The organism is Vitreoscilla filiformis (assembly GCF_002222655.1).
GTDB classification, from domain to species: Bacteria; Pseudomonadota; Gammaproteobacteria; order Burkholderiales; family Burkholderiaceae_C; genus Ideonella; species Ideonella filiformis.
Genome location: NZ_CP022423.1, coordinates 1,556,899 through 1,571,299, shown reverse-complemented (window position 1 = coordinate 1,571,299; position 14,401 = coordinate 1,556,899). Strand labels below are relative to the sequence as shown.

The window sequence follows — 14,401 nt, the reverse complement described above, 5'->3', positions numbered from 1 at the left end:
GGACATCCACAGTTCAATGCTGTGGCATTGTGCGTTGGCGTGGCGTCTTGGTGCGGTGTTTGCATTCACAGACTCTATGAATTATTGTTACTACAATAATGTCGATGAACTTCCGCTTCGATCTCACCAAAGACGCTGCCAACATCGCCAAGCACGGTGTTTCACTGGCACTGGCGGCACAACTGGAATGGGATTCGGCGCTGGTGTGGCCCGACACACGCCGTGACTATGGCGAGCCTCGCCAAAGTGCTCTGGTTTTGATGGGGGTACGCTTGTTCTTCGTCGCTTTCGTGGATCGCCCTGAGGGGCGGCGCATCATCAGCCTGCGCAAAGCCAATTCAAGAGAGGTGAACCGCTATGTTGGTCAAGACTAAATCCGGGCGCTTGGTGGAAATGCCCACGCCCGAGGACGACGCACGCATCACGGCTGCGGCCATGGAAGACCCGGACGCACTTCCCCTGACCGATGGCCAATGGCAAGCGGTCAAACCCTTGGCACGCCTCGGGCGCCCACCGGCGCAACGCCCGCTCAAAAAACCCACCACCATCCGCTTTGATGCCGATGTGCTGGACGCTCTCAAAGCCACCGGCAAGGGCTGGCAAACACGGGTGAACGACGCCATGCGTGAGTGGGTGAAAACCCACGCGGCATGACGCCCCTCCTCACCGACTCCCCAACGCCTCCCACCGCTCCAACGCCAGCAGCAGCTCCTCATCGAGCTGCGCATGACGTGCGGTGACTTCGGTGATGCGGGCCGCGCCCTGGCTGTACAACTCGCTGCCATTGAGCAACGCCGCCAGCACAGCCTGCTCTTTTTCCATCGCTTCGATGCGGCTGGGCAGCTCGTCCAGCTCGCGCTGTTCTTTGTAGCTGAGTTTGCGTTTGGCCGGCGCCGGCACCGGCGCGGCCGCCACGGGCGCAGGGGCCGGCGTTGGTGCCACTGCCGCTTGCGCCGCCTTGGCCGCTGCCGCCTGGGCGATGCGCGTGCGCTCGCGCTGCACCAGCCAATCTTCGATGCCGCCTTCGTACTCGCGCCACAGGCCGGGCTGCATGTCGCCTTCCCAGGCAATGATGCTGGTGACAACGTTGTCCACAAAACGCCGGTCGTGGCTCACCAGGAACACCGTGCCGGGGTAGTCGGCCAACAGTTCTTCGAGCAGCTCCAGGGTTTCGATGTCCAGATCGTTGGTCGGCTCATCCAGCACCAGCACGTTGGCGGGGCGAGCGAACAAACGTGCCAGCAGCAAGCGGTTGCGCTCACCGCCCGAGAGGCTTTTCACCGGCGAATTCGCCCGCGCCGGCGAAAACAAAAAGTCCCCCAAGTAGCTCATGACGTGCTTGCGGCCGTTGCCGATCTCGATCCACTCGCTGCCGGGGCTGATGGTGTCGGCCAGCGTGGCTTCGGGGTTGAGCACCTCGCGCATCTGGTCGAAGTAGGCCACTTGCAGATTCGTGCCGGTGCGGATCTCGCCGCCGTCCGGCGCCAGCTCGCCCAGGATCATCTTCAACAGCGTGGTCTTGCCCACGCCGTTGGGGCCGACCAGCGCGATTTTGTCGCCACGCACGATGGTGGTGCTGAAGCCCTCCACCAACACCGGCCCCTCGCCAAAGCCTTTGCGCACCTGCTCCAGCTCGGCCACCAGCTTGCCCGAGAGGCTGCCCCGGTCGATCTCCAACCGCACTTTGCCCACTTGGTCGCGCCGCGCCGCCCGCTCGTTGCGCAACTGGTGCAAGCGCTGCACGCGGGCCACGCTGCGGGTGCGGCGGGCTTCCACGCCTTTGCGAATCCACACTTCTTCCTGCGCTAACAGCTTGTCGAAACGCGCATTGGCCAGCGCTTCGGCGGCCAGTTCGCGCTCCTTGGCGGCCTGAAATTGGCTGAAGTTGCCCGGATAACTGCGCAACTGCCCCCGATCCAACTCGATGATGCGCGTGGACACCATGTCCAAAAACGCCCGGTCGTGGGTGATGAGCAGCACCGAGCCCTTGAAGTTGCGCAGCAGCTCGGCCAGCCAGGTGATGGCGTCCAAATCGAGGTGGTTGGTGGGCTCGTCCAGCAGCAGCACTTCGGGGTTGGACACCAGGGCGCGAGCCAGAGCCACGCGCTTTTTCATGCCACCCGAGAGCTGCGCCACCAGCGCCTCGGCGTTCAGGTTCAGGCGTTGCAGCGTTTCTTCGACGCGGCGCTCCCAATTCCAGCCATCCAGCGCTTCCAGGCGGGTTTGCAGCGCGTCCAGGTCTTCGCCGGGGGCGTGGCTTTCGAAACGCTCGCGCAGCGCTTTGGCTTCGGCCACGCCTTCGCTCACGGTGTCAAACACGCTGGCGCCGGTGGTGAAGGTCGGTTCCTGGGCGACGTAGTAACGCTGGATGCTGCCTTGCACCTGCATTTCGCCATCGTCGGGCCTTTCCAACCCGGCCAAAATTTTCAGCAGCGAGGATTTGCCCGCGCCGTTGCGGCCAATGAGCGCCACGCGCTCAGCGGTTTCCAGGGAGAAATCGGCGCCGTCCAGAAGGGCGACGTGGCCATAGGCCAGATGGGCGTTTTGCAGGGTGATGAGTGCCATGGGGCGGGATTGTCGGTGCAGTTCGGCGGGGAACTTGTGGCCCACGCCAGGGCTCCCAACCGCAGGACATGGGTGTCCGGCCTTTTCACCCCCAGGAGCTTTACATGCGCTGCCCCGTTTGCCCCGACCAAACCTTGGTGATGACCGAGCGCCAAGGCGTCGAGATCGACTATTGCCCCAAATGCCGAGGCGTGTGGCTGGATCGCGGCGAGCTGGACAAAATCATCGCCGCCTCGGCCCAGCACGAAACCGCCCCGCGCACGAACGCCCTGCCCGCTGCGCCACAAACCCAGCCGATGCCCCCGGCACCGCCGGCCTATCAGGGTTACCAGAACTTTCAACCGCCGCCGGCGTACCCACCGCAACAGCCCCCAGCTCAGCCCTATCACGGACGGCGGGATTTCGCCGACTCGGACTACCACGAGCACCGCCACGGCAACTACAAGCGCAAGTCGTGGTTGAGTGACCTGTTTGACTGAGCCCGTCCTCACGGGCGACGTCAGACCTAAGTCAAATCAACCCGTAAAACCGGCGTTTTACCGTGGTCAATGGGCGCCAAAGTGGGCAGCATGGTGACCTCCAAGCCCGAGGTTGAGACTGCCCATGACCATGGCCCCCCCATCGGCTCCCGCCAGCGTTCGCCAGGCGGTTGAGCGCACCTTGGCACGCCACGGCGCCGTGCCGCATCGCCTGGTGCAAATGCTGCGCGAACTGCAAGCCGAACTCGGCTGGCTCCCGCGTGACGTGCTGGCCCAGCTCGCCCATGCGTTGCAGCGCAGCCAAGCCGATGTCGAAGGTGTGGCGAGCTTCTACCGCTTCTTCCACACCCAGCCGGTGGGCGAGTACCGCTTGCTGTTCTCCGACAACATCACCGACCGCATGTTGGGCAACCAAGCCCTGCTGGAACGGCTGTGCCTGCGCCTGCACGTTCGCCCCGGTCAAACGCGCCACGATGGCCGCGTCAGCGTCACCACCACGTCATGCACGGGGTTGGGTGATCAGGGGCCGGCGCTGCTGGTGAATCACCACCAAGTCGTCACCCGGCTCGACGAGGCGCGGGTGGATGAAATCGCCCGTTTGATCGAAGCCCGCGTGCCCGCCACCGAATGGCCCGCCGAGTGGCAGCAGGTGGCCGACAACATCCGCCGCCCCGGCCCGCTGCTGGGCGAGTCGCTCGCGCCGGGTTCGGCGTTGGCGTCGGCGGTGGCGCGGGGGCCGCGTTTGACCTTGGAAGAAGTCGAAGCTTCGGGCCTGCGCGGGCGCGGCGGCGCGGGGTTTTCCACCGGCCTGAAGTGGGCGCTGTGCCGCGATGCGCCGGGGGAACAACACATCGTCGTGTGCAATGCCGACGAGGGGGAACCAGGCACTTTCAAAGATCGCGTGCTGCTCACCCGCCACGCCGATTTGGTGTTCGAAGGCATGACGGTGGCTGCCTGGGCCATCGGCGCACGCCAAGGGTTTTTGTACCTGCGCGGCGAGTACCGCTACCTGCTCGAATCGCTCGAAGCGGTGCTGGCACGGCGGCGTGAGCAACGTTTGCTCGGCGCCAACATCCTCGGCCAAGCGGGGTTTGATTTCGACATCGAGATCCACCTCGGTGCCGGCGCCTACGTGTGCGGCGAAGAATCGGCGCTGATCGAATCGCTCGAAGGCCAGCGTGGGACGCCGCGCATCCGACCGCCCTTCCCGGTCGAACATGGCTATCTCGGCCACCCGACCACGGTGAACAACGTCGAAACCTTTTGCGCCGCCGCACACATTCTGGCCAAGGGCGGCGCGTGGTGGGCGGCGATGGGCACGCGCAAATCCAGCGGCAGCAAAATTCACTCGATTTCGGGCGATTGCACCCGGCCCGGCCTCTACGAATACCCCTTCGGCACGCCCGTGGCGCAGATGCTCGAAGACTGCGGCGCGTCGGACACCCAAGCGGTGCAAGTCGGTGGCCCTTCGGGCACGACCTTGTCGGCGATGGAGTTTGGCCGGCGCATCGCGTTTGAAGACGTGCCCACCGCCGGCGCGCTGATGGTGTTCAACCGCTCGCGGGACATGTTCGAGGTGGCGCGCAACTTCGCCCACTTCTTCGCCCATGAAAGCTGTGGGTTTTGTACGCCCTGCCGCGTCGGCACCGAGCTGGTGGTGCGCCAACTGGACAAACTCGCGGCGGGCCGAGGCTCGCGCATGGACGTGGAGCAGCTTCAACAGCTCGACGTGCTCATGCACGCCACCACCCACTGCGGTTTGGGCGCGGCGGCATGCAACCCGCTGCGCGACACCATCGCCAAATTCCGCCCGGCGTATGAGCGGCGCTTGACCTCGCTGCACTTCGTGCCCGGCTTCGATCTGGATGCCGAGTTGGCCGATGCCCGCATCCTCACCGGTCGCACCGACACCCACGCCCACCTGCCCCAAACCGACGACCCGGCCTGGCACCCATGACGCGCTACACCAACTCCAGCCAACCGGCCACCACGTTCTCGCTCGATGGCGAGGAGGTGCCCTTCACCCCCGGCGACACCGTCCTCCAAGCGGCGCACCGCGTGGGGCGTTACATCCCGCACCTGTGCTGGCATCCGGGGATGCATCCGCACGGCTCGTGCCGGCTGTGCAGCATCAAGGTGAATGGCCGCCCAGCCGCCGCGTGTACCGCGCTGGCCTCCGCCGGCCTGCAAGTGGAAAACCAAACCCCGGCGATGCAAGCCCAGCGCAAAGCGCTGTTGCAGATGTTGTTTGTGGAAGGCAACCACTTTTGCCCATCCTGCGAGCGCAGCGGCAACTGCTTGTTGCAGGCCACGGCCTCGCATCATGAGATGGAAGGTCCGCACTTCGAGGAGTTCTACCCCGCCCGCCCGGTGGACGCGAGCCACCCGGATGTGCTGCTGGATCACAACCGCTGCATCCTGTGCGGCCTGTGCGTGCGCGCCAGCCAAGCGCAAGACGGCAAAGACGTGTTCGCCATCGCCGGCCACGGCATCGAGGCCCATTTGGTGGTGAACAGCCCCAGCGGCAAACTGGGCGACTCGGCCCTGAGTGTGGACGACTCGGCAGCGCAAATCTGCCCGGTGGGCGCTTTGTTGCCCAAGCGCCGGGGTTTTGAAACCCCCATCGGGGAACGCCGCTACGACCGCCACAGCGTCGCCGACGCCCACACCCAAGAAGCCACCGCCCAAGGCCACGAGGAGGATCCGACGTGAGCACCGCCCACCCGCACCACGCGCCCGCCCCGCCGCCTTACCCGGCGCTGCCTCGGCGCAAACTCAAAGTGGCCACCTGTTCGCTGGCGGGGTGTTTTGGCTGCCACATGTCGTTTCTGGACATCGACGAGCGCATCCTGCAACTCATCGAGCATGTGGAGTTTGACCGCTCGCCGCTCACCGATTTGAAGGAGGTGGGCCGCTGCGACCTGGGGTTGATCGAAGGCGGCCTCTGCAACGCTGAAAACGTCGAGGTGCTGCGCGACTTCCGCCGCCAATGCCACACCCTGGTGGCCGTGGGCGCGTGTGCCATCACCGGCGGCCTGCCGGCGCAGCGCAACGCCATGAGCTTGCCGCACATCTTGGGCGAGGTGTACCAGCAGCGCGAGGGCCTGAAAACCGGCTGCGCCATCCCCAACGACCCGGAATTGCCGCTGCTCCTGCGCCAAGTGCGCCCGCTGCACGAAGTGGTGCAGATCGACTACTTCTTGCCCGGCTGCCCGCCTTCTGCCGACAGCTTCTGGGTCTTCCTCACCGATTTGATCGCTGGGCGCACGCCGCGCTTGGCCTCGGGCCCGATCCGCTATGACTGACTCTGCCACCTCATCGTCCCCCTTCCCGCTGGAAACCGCCGCCCATCCGGAACGCTTGCGCCGCGTGGCCATCGATCCGGTGTCCCGCGTGGAAGGCCACGGCAAAGTCACCCTGCTGCTGGACGAGGACAACCGCGTGCAACAAGCGCGGCTGCACATCGTCGAGTTCCGGGGGTTTGAAGCCTTCATCGTGGGCCGCCCGTATTGGGAAGTGCCGGTGATGGTGCAACGGCTGTGCGGCATCTGCCCGGTGTCGCACCACTTGGCGGCGTCCAAGGCACTGGATCGGGTGTTGGGCGTCACCCAGCTCACCCCGAGCGCCGAAAAAATGCGCCGGCTGATGCAGTACGGCCAGATTTTGCAATCGCACGCGCTGCATTTTTTCCACCTGAGTTCGCCCGATTTGCTGTTCGGGTTTGATTCGGACGTGCGCCAGCGCCACATCGTCGGCGTGATCGAGGCCCACCCGGACATCGCCAAAAAAGGCGTGCTGCTGCGCAAGTTTGGCCAGGAAGTGGTGCGCGCCACGTCGGGCAAGCGCATCCACGGCACGGGCTCGGTGCCGGGCGGCATCAACCGGCATTTGAGCCCAGCGGATCACCGTTTATTGCGCGGCGACGCGGCGCAAATGGTGCAATGGTCCTTGGACGCGGTCCACCTCACCGCCCAATTGCACGCCGCCGAGCCGGCGCTGTACAACCGCTTTGCGGCCTTCGATTCCAACTTCCTGTCGCTGGTACGCCCCGACGATGGCGCGATGGATTTGTACGATGGCCGCCTGCGCTGCATCGACCCCACCGGCCAACGCCTGGTGAACGATGTGGACGATCAGCGTTACCTCGACCTGATCGAAGAAGAAGCCCGCTCGTGGAGTTACATGAAGTTCCCGTACCTGCGCACGCTGGGGCGTGAGGCGGGTTGGTACCGCGTCGGGCCGCTGGCGCGGGTGCAGACGTGCGATATCATCCCCACCCCGCTGGCCGAGGCCGAGCGCCAACGCTTCCTCGCCTGGGGCGCAGGGCGGCAGGTGGGCGGCTCGCTGGCCTACCACTGGGCGCGCATGATCGAGGTGTTGCACTGCGCCGAAATCATCCAAACCCTGTTGGAAGACCCCGATTTGCGCGAAGGCGAGATGATGGCCCCGCTGCTGCCGCCTGGTGAACGCCCAGGCGAAGGCGTGGGCATCATCGAGGCGCCGCGTGGCACGCTCATCCACCATTACCGCGTGGGTGAGGACGATTTGGTGACGCACTGCAACCTCATCGTTTCCACCACGCACAACAACCAAGCGATGAACGAAGCCGTGCGCGCCGTGGCGCGGGACGATTTCGATGGCCGCGACATCACCGAGGGCTTGCTCAACCACATCGAAGTGGCGATCCGGGCGTATGACCCGTGCCTGTCCTGCGCCACGCACGCCCTGGGGCAGATGCCGCTGGAAGTCAGCCTGGTGAACGCGGACGGCTCGCTGCGCGACCAAGTGTTGCGCGCCCCCGGCGGCACGCTGCAACGCCCGAGTTTGGCCGGATGATGCACTCCGCCGTCAGCGCAACCGAACGCGCCCCGTTGCTGGTGCTGGCCTGGGGCAACCGCAGCCGGGGCGACGACGCCCTCGGCCCTCTGGCGCTGGACGCCCTGCAAACCTGGGCGAACGATGCCGGGCTGGGCGCCCAGATCGAGTTTCTGGAAGACCACCAGTTGCAGGTGGAACACGCGCTCGACCTGGCGCACCGCTCACAGGTGCTGTTCATCGATGCCAGCGTGCGCGCCGCGCCGCCGTTCGAAGTGCGGGCGGTGCAGCCGCTGCGCGATCACAGTTTCACCAGCCATGCCTTGTCGCCCGAAGCGGTGCTGGCCGCGTGCCCGCTGGTGGGGGTGGCCGTGCCACCGGCCACGCTGTTGGGCATTCGGGGTGAAGCGTTTGAGCTGGGCGCCGACCTCCGTGGGGCCGCCGCAGCGCATTTGGCAGCGGCGGTGGCGTGGGCTCAGGCTTGGCTGGCCTCGGCTTCCAGCACATCAATGAACCGCGCTGCCACATCGAAGCCGGTTTGATCGGTGATTTCTTGGAAACACGTCGGGCTGGTGACGTTGATTTCGGTGAGGTGCGTGCCAATCACGTCCAACCCGATGAGCATCAACCCGCGTGCCGCCAGCTTGGGGCCGATGGCAGCAGCGATCTCGCGGTCGCGCTCGGTGATGGGCTGGGCCACACCCTTGCCACCCGCCGCCAGGTTGCCGCGCACCTCGCTGCCTTGCGGAATGCGGGCCAAACAAAACGGCACGGGTTCGCCGCCGATCACCAAAATGCGTTTGTCCCCGGTGACGATCTCGGGCAGGTAGCGCTGCACCATGATCGTTTGTGCCCCGTCGCGGTTCAGGCTTTCGATGATGGCGCCCAGGTTCAGGCCATCGTCTTTCACCCGGAAAATGCCCATGCCGCCCATGCCGTCCAGCGGCTTCAAAATGATGTCGCGCTGTTCGGCGTGGAAGGCGCGCACATCGTCGGCGCTGCGCGTCACCAGCGTGGGCGCGATGAACTCAGGGAATTCGAGGATGGCGAGCTTTTCCGGGTGATCGCGCAGCGCACGCGGTGAGTTGAACACCCGCGCCCCCTCGGCCTCGGCGCGCTCCAGCAAGTGGGTGGCGTAGAAGTATTCGCTGTCGAACGGCGGATCTTTGCGCATCAACACAGCATCAAACTCGGCCAGGGCGCACACAGTTTCGCTTTCGACCGTGAACCAATCCCGCACGCCCTTGCCGCTGCGGCCCGTCAAGGTGAGGGCTTGCACCCGGGCGCTGACCCGCCCACCACGTTGCCAATGCAGGCTCACGGGCTCGCAGGCAAAGAGGGTGTGCCCGCGCCGGGCGGCCTCGCGCATCATGGCGAAGGTGGAATCTTTGTAAGTTTGGAAGCTGGACAGGGGATCGGCGACAAACAGCACACGCATGAAACGATTCTCCACAGTGATGACACCTTCAGTGGCGCCCATCCTGCCATTCTCGGAGCAGGGCTGTAGCACATCCGGCGAGCCCGGCAATTCCCATGAAATCACACGTGGTCCCACCGCACTTGGGCGCTATCGTGCGGGCCTTCATCGTTTTTCGCAGGAACCAAGGCTTTCACATCCATGTCACTGGCTCCCTCACCGTCTTCGCCGCTTCGCCTTCGGCTCCAAGGTCTGCGCAGTGTCGATGAGGCCGTGGTGCAGATTTTCTTGCGCCTCGCGGCCTCCCACTTGCGCCACACATGGCAGTGCTCGAATACGGATCCGGTGGATGTGTCGCTCCAGCCTCCCGGCGAAACCTTGCCCGCCCCGCCCACGCAGGTGGTGTGGGTGCTGCCTCGCCAGCAGGCCGCGCCAGCCAAGGGAGGGCTGTCCCTGCGCCAGCCGCTGCAATACGACGCTTTTCTTGAACTGCTGCAAGCGCTGGAACGGCAACTGCGCCCCAGTGCGCCGGTGGAACCCGCACCGCCGCCGCCACCGCCCGCGCCAGTGCCCACCCTGAGGCACTACCGGCTCAAGCGCTGGCCAGCAGCCCAGCACTTGGCGCAGCACCGCTACTACGCTCGCTTGGCCAGTTTTCTCTCCACCCGCTACCTCGGGTTGGCGGATCTGATCCGGCTCAGCAATGTCGATGCGGCCATCTGCACGCGGTTCCTGGCGCAAATGCAGGCCGCCGGCTTGCTGGACTGGCGTGAAGCACCATCGCCACCGCCCGCACCGACTCCGACGGCCACGGCCCCCGCGCCATTGACCCCCGCTGCGCCGCCCCCCGCCGTGCCGGGTTTGATCGGGCGCTTGCGTGAGCGTCTGGGCCTGCAACGCTCGACGCGCTGAATCGACACACGTTCTTCACGGACTTGGCGTAGTGCTTGCTTTAACCCTGCACGGTGCGGTCTTTTGGGTCAGAACCTACGATCAAACGCAAAGTCTCTGACAAATGTCACACCTTTTGACCATGAAGGATGGCAAGCATCATGAGTACCCAACTGCCTTATCGGCCCCCCACGTTGCGTTTGCAAGGTTTGCGCGCTCTGGATGAGAACGCCGTGCGGTTGTTCCTGAAGCTGGCACAACAGCGGCTGCGACAAACCTGGATTGTTTTGGAGGACAGCTCCCCGGTCGATGCCGACGTGGTGCTGGCCTCGCCCGGCACCCACCCTTTGCGTGGGCAGCGGGTGGTGTGGGTGACGGCTCCGGGGCAACCCGTGCCGCCGGGCGGCCATGGCACTTTGCCACGGCCACTGCAACTGGAAGCGTTCTACGAACTCTTGCAACAACTCAAGCCTCAGCCACCCACGGCCTGTGCGGCCCCTGCGCCGTCGCTGCCGGCGCCCCCTTCCGGTACAGCGACGCGCTACCGGCTCACGCGCTGGCCCAGCTCTCAGATGCTGGTGACGCATGTGCAGGGGGCTCGGTTGGCCAGTTTCTTGTCCGCCCGCTACCTGAGTGCCACCGAGCTGGCGCAGCTCAGCCACGTGCCGACCGAAGCGTGCAGCCGGTTCATTCACGCCATGCGCCAGCACGGGTGGGTGGAAACCCAACCCGCGCCGTCCCCCACGGCGCCCACCTGCGCACCGACCCGGCCAGCGAGCGGCGCCCCGGCGTGGATCAGCCGGTTACGTCACAAACTTCAACTTACAGACACACTCCCGGCAATCGGTTAGGCTGACCGGGTCTTGAAGAAGGAGACCCACATGAACCACCGCCGTACCTGGATCGCCCTGGCTCTGAGCCTGGCTGCGCTCACCCCTCTGGCACAAGCCCACGATGGGGGCTCCTCGAAGGAGGACAAGTGTGAGCGCATCACCAGTAAAGCCTTGTGCATCAACAGCGTCGCCAGCGACAAGGTGAAGTACACCTGGAACCTGGCTTTCAAGGACGGTGTGATCACGGCTTACAGCATTCCGGTGGGCACCTACACCTGCAAGGGCAACCACATGTTCCACGCCTCCTTGAGCGCCTCGGGCATGGACACCGTCACCATCCTGGGTGAAGTCACCTCCAAAGAAGGCAAACTCGAAGGTTATGGCGCGGAAGCCTCGGACGCTTCTTACGTGTTCCGCCTCAAGGGCGAGCGCTGCAAGCGTTCCTGACCCACCGCCACGTCGCCAACAAAAAGGGAACCCGCAGGTTCCCTTTTTTCATGCCGGCGTGGACGTTCAGGCCGTCAGCAGCGCATTGATGCGGCGCACATACGCCGCCGGGTCTTCCAACTGCCCGCCATCGGCCAGCACGGCTTGGTCGAACAGGATCTGAGCCAGATCGTCAAAGCGTGCATCGCCTTCGAGTTTCTTCACCAGCGCGTGTTCGGCGTTGATTTCCAGAATCGGCTTGGCGTTGGGCGCCGCTTGACCGGCCTGCTTGAGCATGCGCGCCAGGTGGGCACTCATGTCGCCGTCTTCGACCACCAAACAAGCGGGCGAATCCACCAAGCGGGTGGTGACGCGCACGTCCTTGGCGCGCTCCTTCAGGCTGTCCTTCAGTCGCTCCAGCACGGGCTTGAAGGCTTCGGCGGCTTCCTCGGCCTTCTTCTTTTCCTCTTCGTCTTGCAGCTTGCCCAGATCGACGGCGCCCTTGGCCACGCTTTGCAGGCTGTGGCCTTCGAACTCGTACAGGTGAGAGAGCATCCACTCGTCCACGCGGTCGGTCAGCAGCAGCACTTCGATGCCCTTCTTCTTGAAGATTTCAAGTTGCGGGCTGGTCTTAGCGCCTTGCAGGCTGTCGGCGGTGATGTAGTAGATCGCGTCTTGGCCTTCCTTCATGCGGCTGACGTAATCGGCGAAGCTCACGCCTTCATCCGCATGGGTCGAAGCAAAACGCAGCAGCTTGGCCAGGCGCTCTTGGTTGGTGTGGTCTTCGCCCACGCCTTCCTTCATCACCGCGCCAAACTCCTTCCAGAAGCTGGCGTACTTTTCCTTGTCGGCGGCTTCTTCGCTGTTGGCCAAGCCCTCCAGCATGGACAGCACGCGCTTGGTCGAGCCTTCGCGGATGGCCTTCACGTCGCGGCTTTCTTGCAGCAGCTCACGGCTGACGTTCAGCGGCAGATCGGCCGAATCGATCACGCCCTTCACAAAGCGCATGTACGTGGGCATCAGCGCTTCGGCGTCGTCCATGATGAAGACGCGCTTGACGTAGAGCTTGACGCCACCGCGCTTGTCGCGGTTCCACAGGTCGAACGGCGCTTTGGCGGGGATGAACAGCAGTTGCGTGTACTCGCTGCGACCTTCCACGCGGTTGTGGGTGTAGGCCAGCGGGGCGGCCTGGTCGTAGCTGATCTGCTTGTAGAAGTCTTGGTATTCGCTGTCGGTGATGTCGCTCTTGCTGCGCGTCCAGATCGCAGCCGCCTTGTTCACCGTTTCCCATTCATCGGTTTTGACCTGTTCGCTCTTTTCCGCGTCCCAGGTTTCTTTTTCCATCAGCACCGGCAGGTTCAGGTGATCGCTGTACTTGCTGATGATGGATTTGAGCTTCCAAGTGCTCAGGAAGTCACTGGCTTCTTCGTCACGCAGGTGCAGAACGATGTCCGTGCCGCGTGTGGGCTTGGTGATGGTTTCCAGCTCGTATTCGCCCGTGCCTTCGCTGCTCCAGCGCACGCCTTGGTCGGCGGGCAAGCCGGCGCGGCGGGTTTCCACCGTGATGCGATCCGCGACGATGAAGCCTGAGTAGAAACCTACGCCGAATTGGCCGATGAGGTTGGCGTCCTTCTTCTGATCGCCTTCGAGTTTGGCCATGAACTCGCGTGTGCCGCTCTTGGCGATGGTGCCGAGGTTGGCGGCGGCTTCTTCGGCGCTCATGCCGATGCCGTTGTCGCGGATGGTGAGCGTTTTGGCGTCCTTGTCGAAGAACACGCGCACTTCGAGGTTGGGCGCGTCTTCGAACAGGGCGGCGTTGTTGAGCGCTTCGAAGCGCAGTTTGTCGCAGGCGTCGGAGGCGTTGGACACCAGCTCGCGCAGGAAAATTTCCTTGTTCGAATACAGCGAGTGGGTGACCAGGTGCAGGATCTGCTTGACTTCGGCCTGGAAGGAATGCGTCTGCTTGCTCATGGTGCGATGGGGGGAAAGTTCAACTCGAAAGAAACGGCTGTGCCCACCGGGGGCATCGCCAGGCCATATGTGGCTGGCGCAGCGGGTTTCAAGAGGGCACTTTCACACCCGCACGCGGATCACACCAAGCTGTTGTCGATCACCACGGCGCTGTTGCCTTCGGGCAGGGCGGTCACGTCGGGCAGGGAGCCGCTGCTGCGCGGCACCACCGCCAGGGTGACGGCCTGATCGCCCGAGAAGGTGATGCTGCCGGCGCTGTCGCTGCCCGAATCGAACAGCACGGTGCTGTGATCGTCTTTGACGGTGATGCGCAGACGGTAGCTGCCTTTGTCCAGGGTCACGAAACTGCTCAAGTCGCCGCTGGCGTCCACGCTCAGGTCGGGGGAGAGATCGGACAGGCTGCTCTCGTTGCTCAGGTAAACATCCAAGCCGTCGAGTTGCCAGTTGGCGTGCAGCACGCGCACTTTGAAACTGCTGCTGCCCGGCGTGCTGGTGGACTCCTCCAGCTTGACGAACGACATGCCCGACGCCAGCGACCCATACGCCACCAAGGTGTTGGAGGTGTCTTCGTTGAAGCTGTAGGCCGACGAAGGGCCGGTGGTGCCAGAGGTGGATTTGACCGTCACGGTGTGGCTGCCGCTGCTGACGCTCACGTAGTCGCTCACCGCGCCGCCATAGGCCAGCGAGGACACCACAGTGTCCCCATCCACCAGCACGGTGGCGGTGCTGAAATCTTCGGTGGCATTGACGACGCGCACGTAGCCGACCGTGTCTTCTTCGGACGAACTGCCGCAACCGCCCAGGGCCAGCAAGCCACTGCCCGCCGTCAGACCGAGCGCGCCTTGCAGCCAACGGCGGCGATTCAAACCCGCCGGGGCGGTGGAACGGGGCGACGATGAAGAACGGTTCGTGGGCATGGTGTGAATTGCAAAGTGGTCTGAATGCGCGCACATGTTGCCACCGAAGCGTCAAGGCCATGCGTAACGATGCGTCAAGAAACGTGA

Annotated in this window: 15 protein-coding genes; 11 read left to right on the top strand and 4 right to left on the bottom strand. The window is 64.4% G+C overall.

Features of this window, described 5'->3' with window-relative positions; genetic code table 11:
- The first annotated feature begins 104 nt into the window (after positions 1-104).
- Together VITFI_RS07440 and VITFI_RS07435 are read left to right on the top strand one after the other, a co-directional pair.
- Positions 105-374: a BrnT family toxin gene (locus VITFI_RS07440; protein ID WP_089418028.1), complete on the top strand. Its 270-nt coding sequence runs from the start codon at positions 105-107 to the stop codon at positions 372-374.
- Positions 358-654 carry a BrnA antitoxin family protein gene (locus VITFI_RS07435; protein ID WP_198301671.1) on the top strand — a complete coding sequence of 99 codons (297 nt, stop codon included), beginning with the start codon at positions 358-360 and terminating at the stop codon, positions 652-654. The genes VITFI_RS07440 and VITFI_RS07435 overlap by 17 nt, the downstream gene beginning before the upstream one ends.
- 9 nt (positions 655-663) lie before the next feature.
- Here VITFI_RS07435 and VITFI_RS07430 read toward each other — a convergent pair whose 3' ends face one another.
- Positions 664-2,565, bottom strand: coding sequence for an ATP-binding cassette domain-containing protein (locus VITFI_RS07430; RefSeq protein WP_089418027.1), 1,902 nt, complete (start codon positions 2,563-2,565; stop codon positions 664-666).
- A 104-nt stretch (positions 2,566-2,669) separates the two neighbouring features.
- Here VITFI_RS07430 and VITFI_RS07425 point away from each other — a divergent pair, with 104 nt between their 5' ends.
- From VITFI_RS07425 to VITFI_RS07400, 6 genes are all read left to right on the top strand, one after another.
- Positions 2,670-3,044: a TFIIB-type zinc ribbon-containing protein gene (locus tag VITFI_RS07425; protein ID WP_089416440.1), complete on the top strand. Its 375-nt coding sequence runs from the start codon at positions 2,670-2,672 to the stop codon at positions 3,042-3,044.
- A gap of 124 nt (positions 3,045-3,168) precedes the next feature.
- Entirely contained in the window at positions 3,169-5,001 is a 1,833-nt protein-coding gene (locus VITFI_RS07420; RefSeq protein ID WP_198301670.1) for an NAD(P)H-dependent oxidoreductase subunit E, read from the top strand.
- The gene (locus VITFI_RS07415) at positions 4,998-5,756 is read left to right on the top strand and encodes a 2Fe-2S iron-sulfur cluster-binding protein (RefSeq protein WP_089416439.1); all 759 of its coding nucleotides are present in this window, start codon (positions 4,998-5,000) and stop codon (positions 5,754-5,756) included. Before VITFI_RS07420 ends, VITFI_RS07415 begins: the two co-directional genes overlap by 4 nt.
- Positions 5,753-6,349: an NADH-quinone oxidoreductase subunit B family protein gene (locus tag VITFI_RS07410; RefSeq protein WP_198301669.1), complete on the top strand. Its 597-nt coding sequence runs from the start codon at positions 5,753-5,755 to the stop codon at positions 6,347-6,349. Before VITFI_RS07415 ends, VITFI_RS07410 begins: the two co-directional genes overlap by 4 nt.
- Positions 6,342-7,880, top strand: coding sequence for a Ni/Fe hydrogenase subunit alpha (locus VITFI_RS07405; RefSeq protein ID WP_089416438.1), 1,539 nt, complete (start codon positions 6,342-6,344; stop codon positions 7,878-7,880). The genes VITFI_RS07410 and VITFI_RS07405 overlap by 8 nt, the downstream gene beginning before the upstream one ends.
- Complete coding sequence (locus VITFI_RS07400; protein ID WP_198301668.1) at positions 7,877-8,401, top strand: hydrogenase maturation protease; 525 nt, start codon at positions 7,877-7,879, stop codon at positions 8,399-8,401. Before VITFI_RS07405 ends, VITFI_RS07400 begins: the two co-directional genes overlap by 4 nt.
- Here the strand turns inward: VITFI_RS07400 and gshB are convergent.
- Complete coding sequence (gene gshB, locus VITFI_RS07395; RefSeq protein WP_089416437.1) at positions 8,335-9,297, bottom strand: glutathione synthase; 963 nt, start codon at positions 9,295-9,297, stop codon at positions 8,335-8,337. The genes VITFI_RS07400 and gshB overlap by 67 nt on opposite strands.
- 180 nt (positions 9,298-9,477) lie before the next feature.
- Here gshB and VITFI_RS07390 point away from each other — a divergent pair, with 180 nt between their 5' ends.
- The 3 genes from VITFI_RS07390 (at position 9,478) to VITFI_RS07380 (ending at position 11,447) form a co-directional block, all read left to right on the top strand.
- Entirely contained in the window at positions 9,478-10,188 is a 711-nt protein-coding gene (locus tag VITFI_RS07390; protein WP_089416436.1) for a hypothetical protein, read from the top strand.
- A gap of 140 nt (positions 10,189-10,328) precedes the next feature.
- The gene (locus VITFI_RS07385) at positions 10,329-11,018 is read left to right on the top strand and encodes a hypothetical protein (protein WP_157725597.1); all 690 of its coding nucleotides are present in this window, start codon (positions 10,329-10,331) and stop codon (positions 11,016-11,018) included.
- A gap of 30 nt (positions 11,019-11,048) precedes the next feature.
- The gene (locus VITFI_RS07380) at positions 11,049-11,447 is read left to right on the top strand and encodes a hypothetical protein (protein ID WP_089416434.1); all 399 of its coding nucleotides are present in this window, start codon (positions 11,049-11,051) and stop codon (positions 11,445-11,447) included.
- A 66-nt stretch (positions 11,448-11,513) separates the two neighbouring features.
- On the opposite strand, the gene htpG is transcribed toward VITFI_RS07380, so the two are convergent.
- Positions 11,514-13,397: a molecular chaperone HtpG gene (gene htpG / locus VITFI_RS07375; protein ID WP_089416433.1), complete on the bottom strand. Its 1,884-nt coding sequence runs from the start codon at positions 13,395-13,397 to the stop codon at positions 11,514-11,516.
- Positions 13,398-13,516: 119 nt separating this feature from the next.
- The gene (locus VITFI_RS07370) at positions 13,517-14,314 is read right to left on the bottom strand and encodes a DUF4397 domain-containing protein (protein WP_157725596.1); all 798 of its coding nucleotides are present in this window, start codon (positions 14,312-14,314) and stop codon (positions 13,517-13,519) included.
- Between the last annotated feature and the right edge of the window lie 87 nt (positions 14,315-14,401).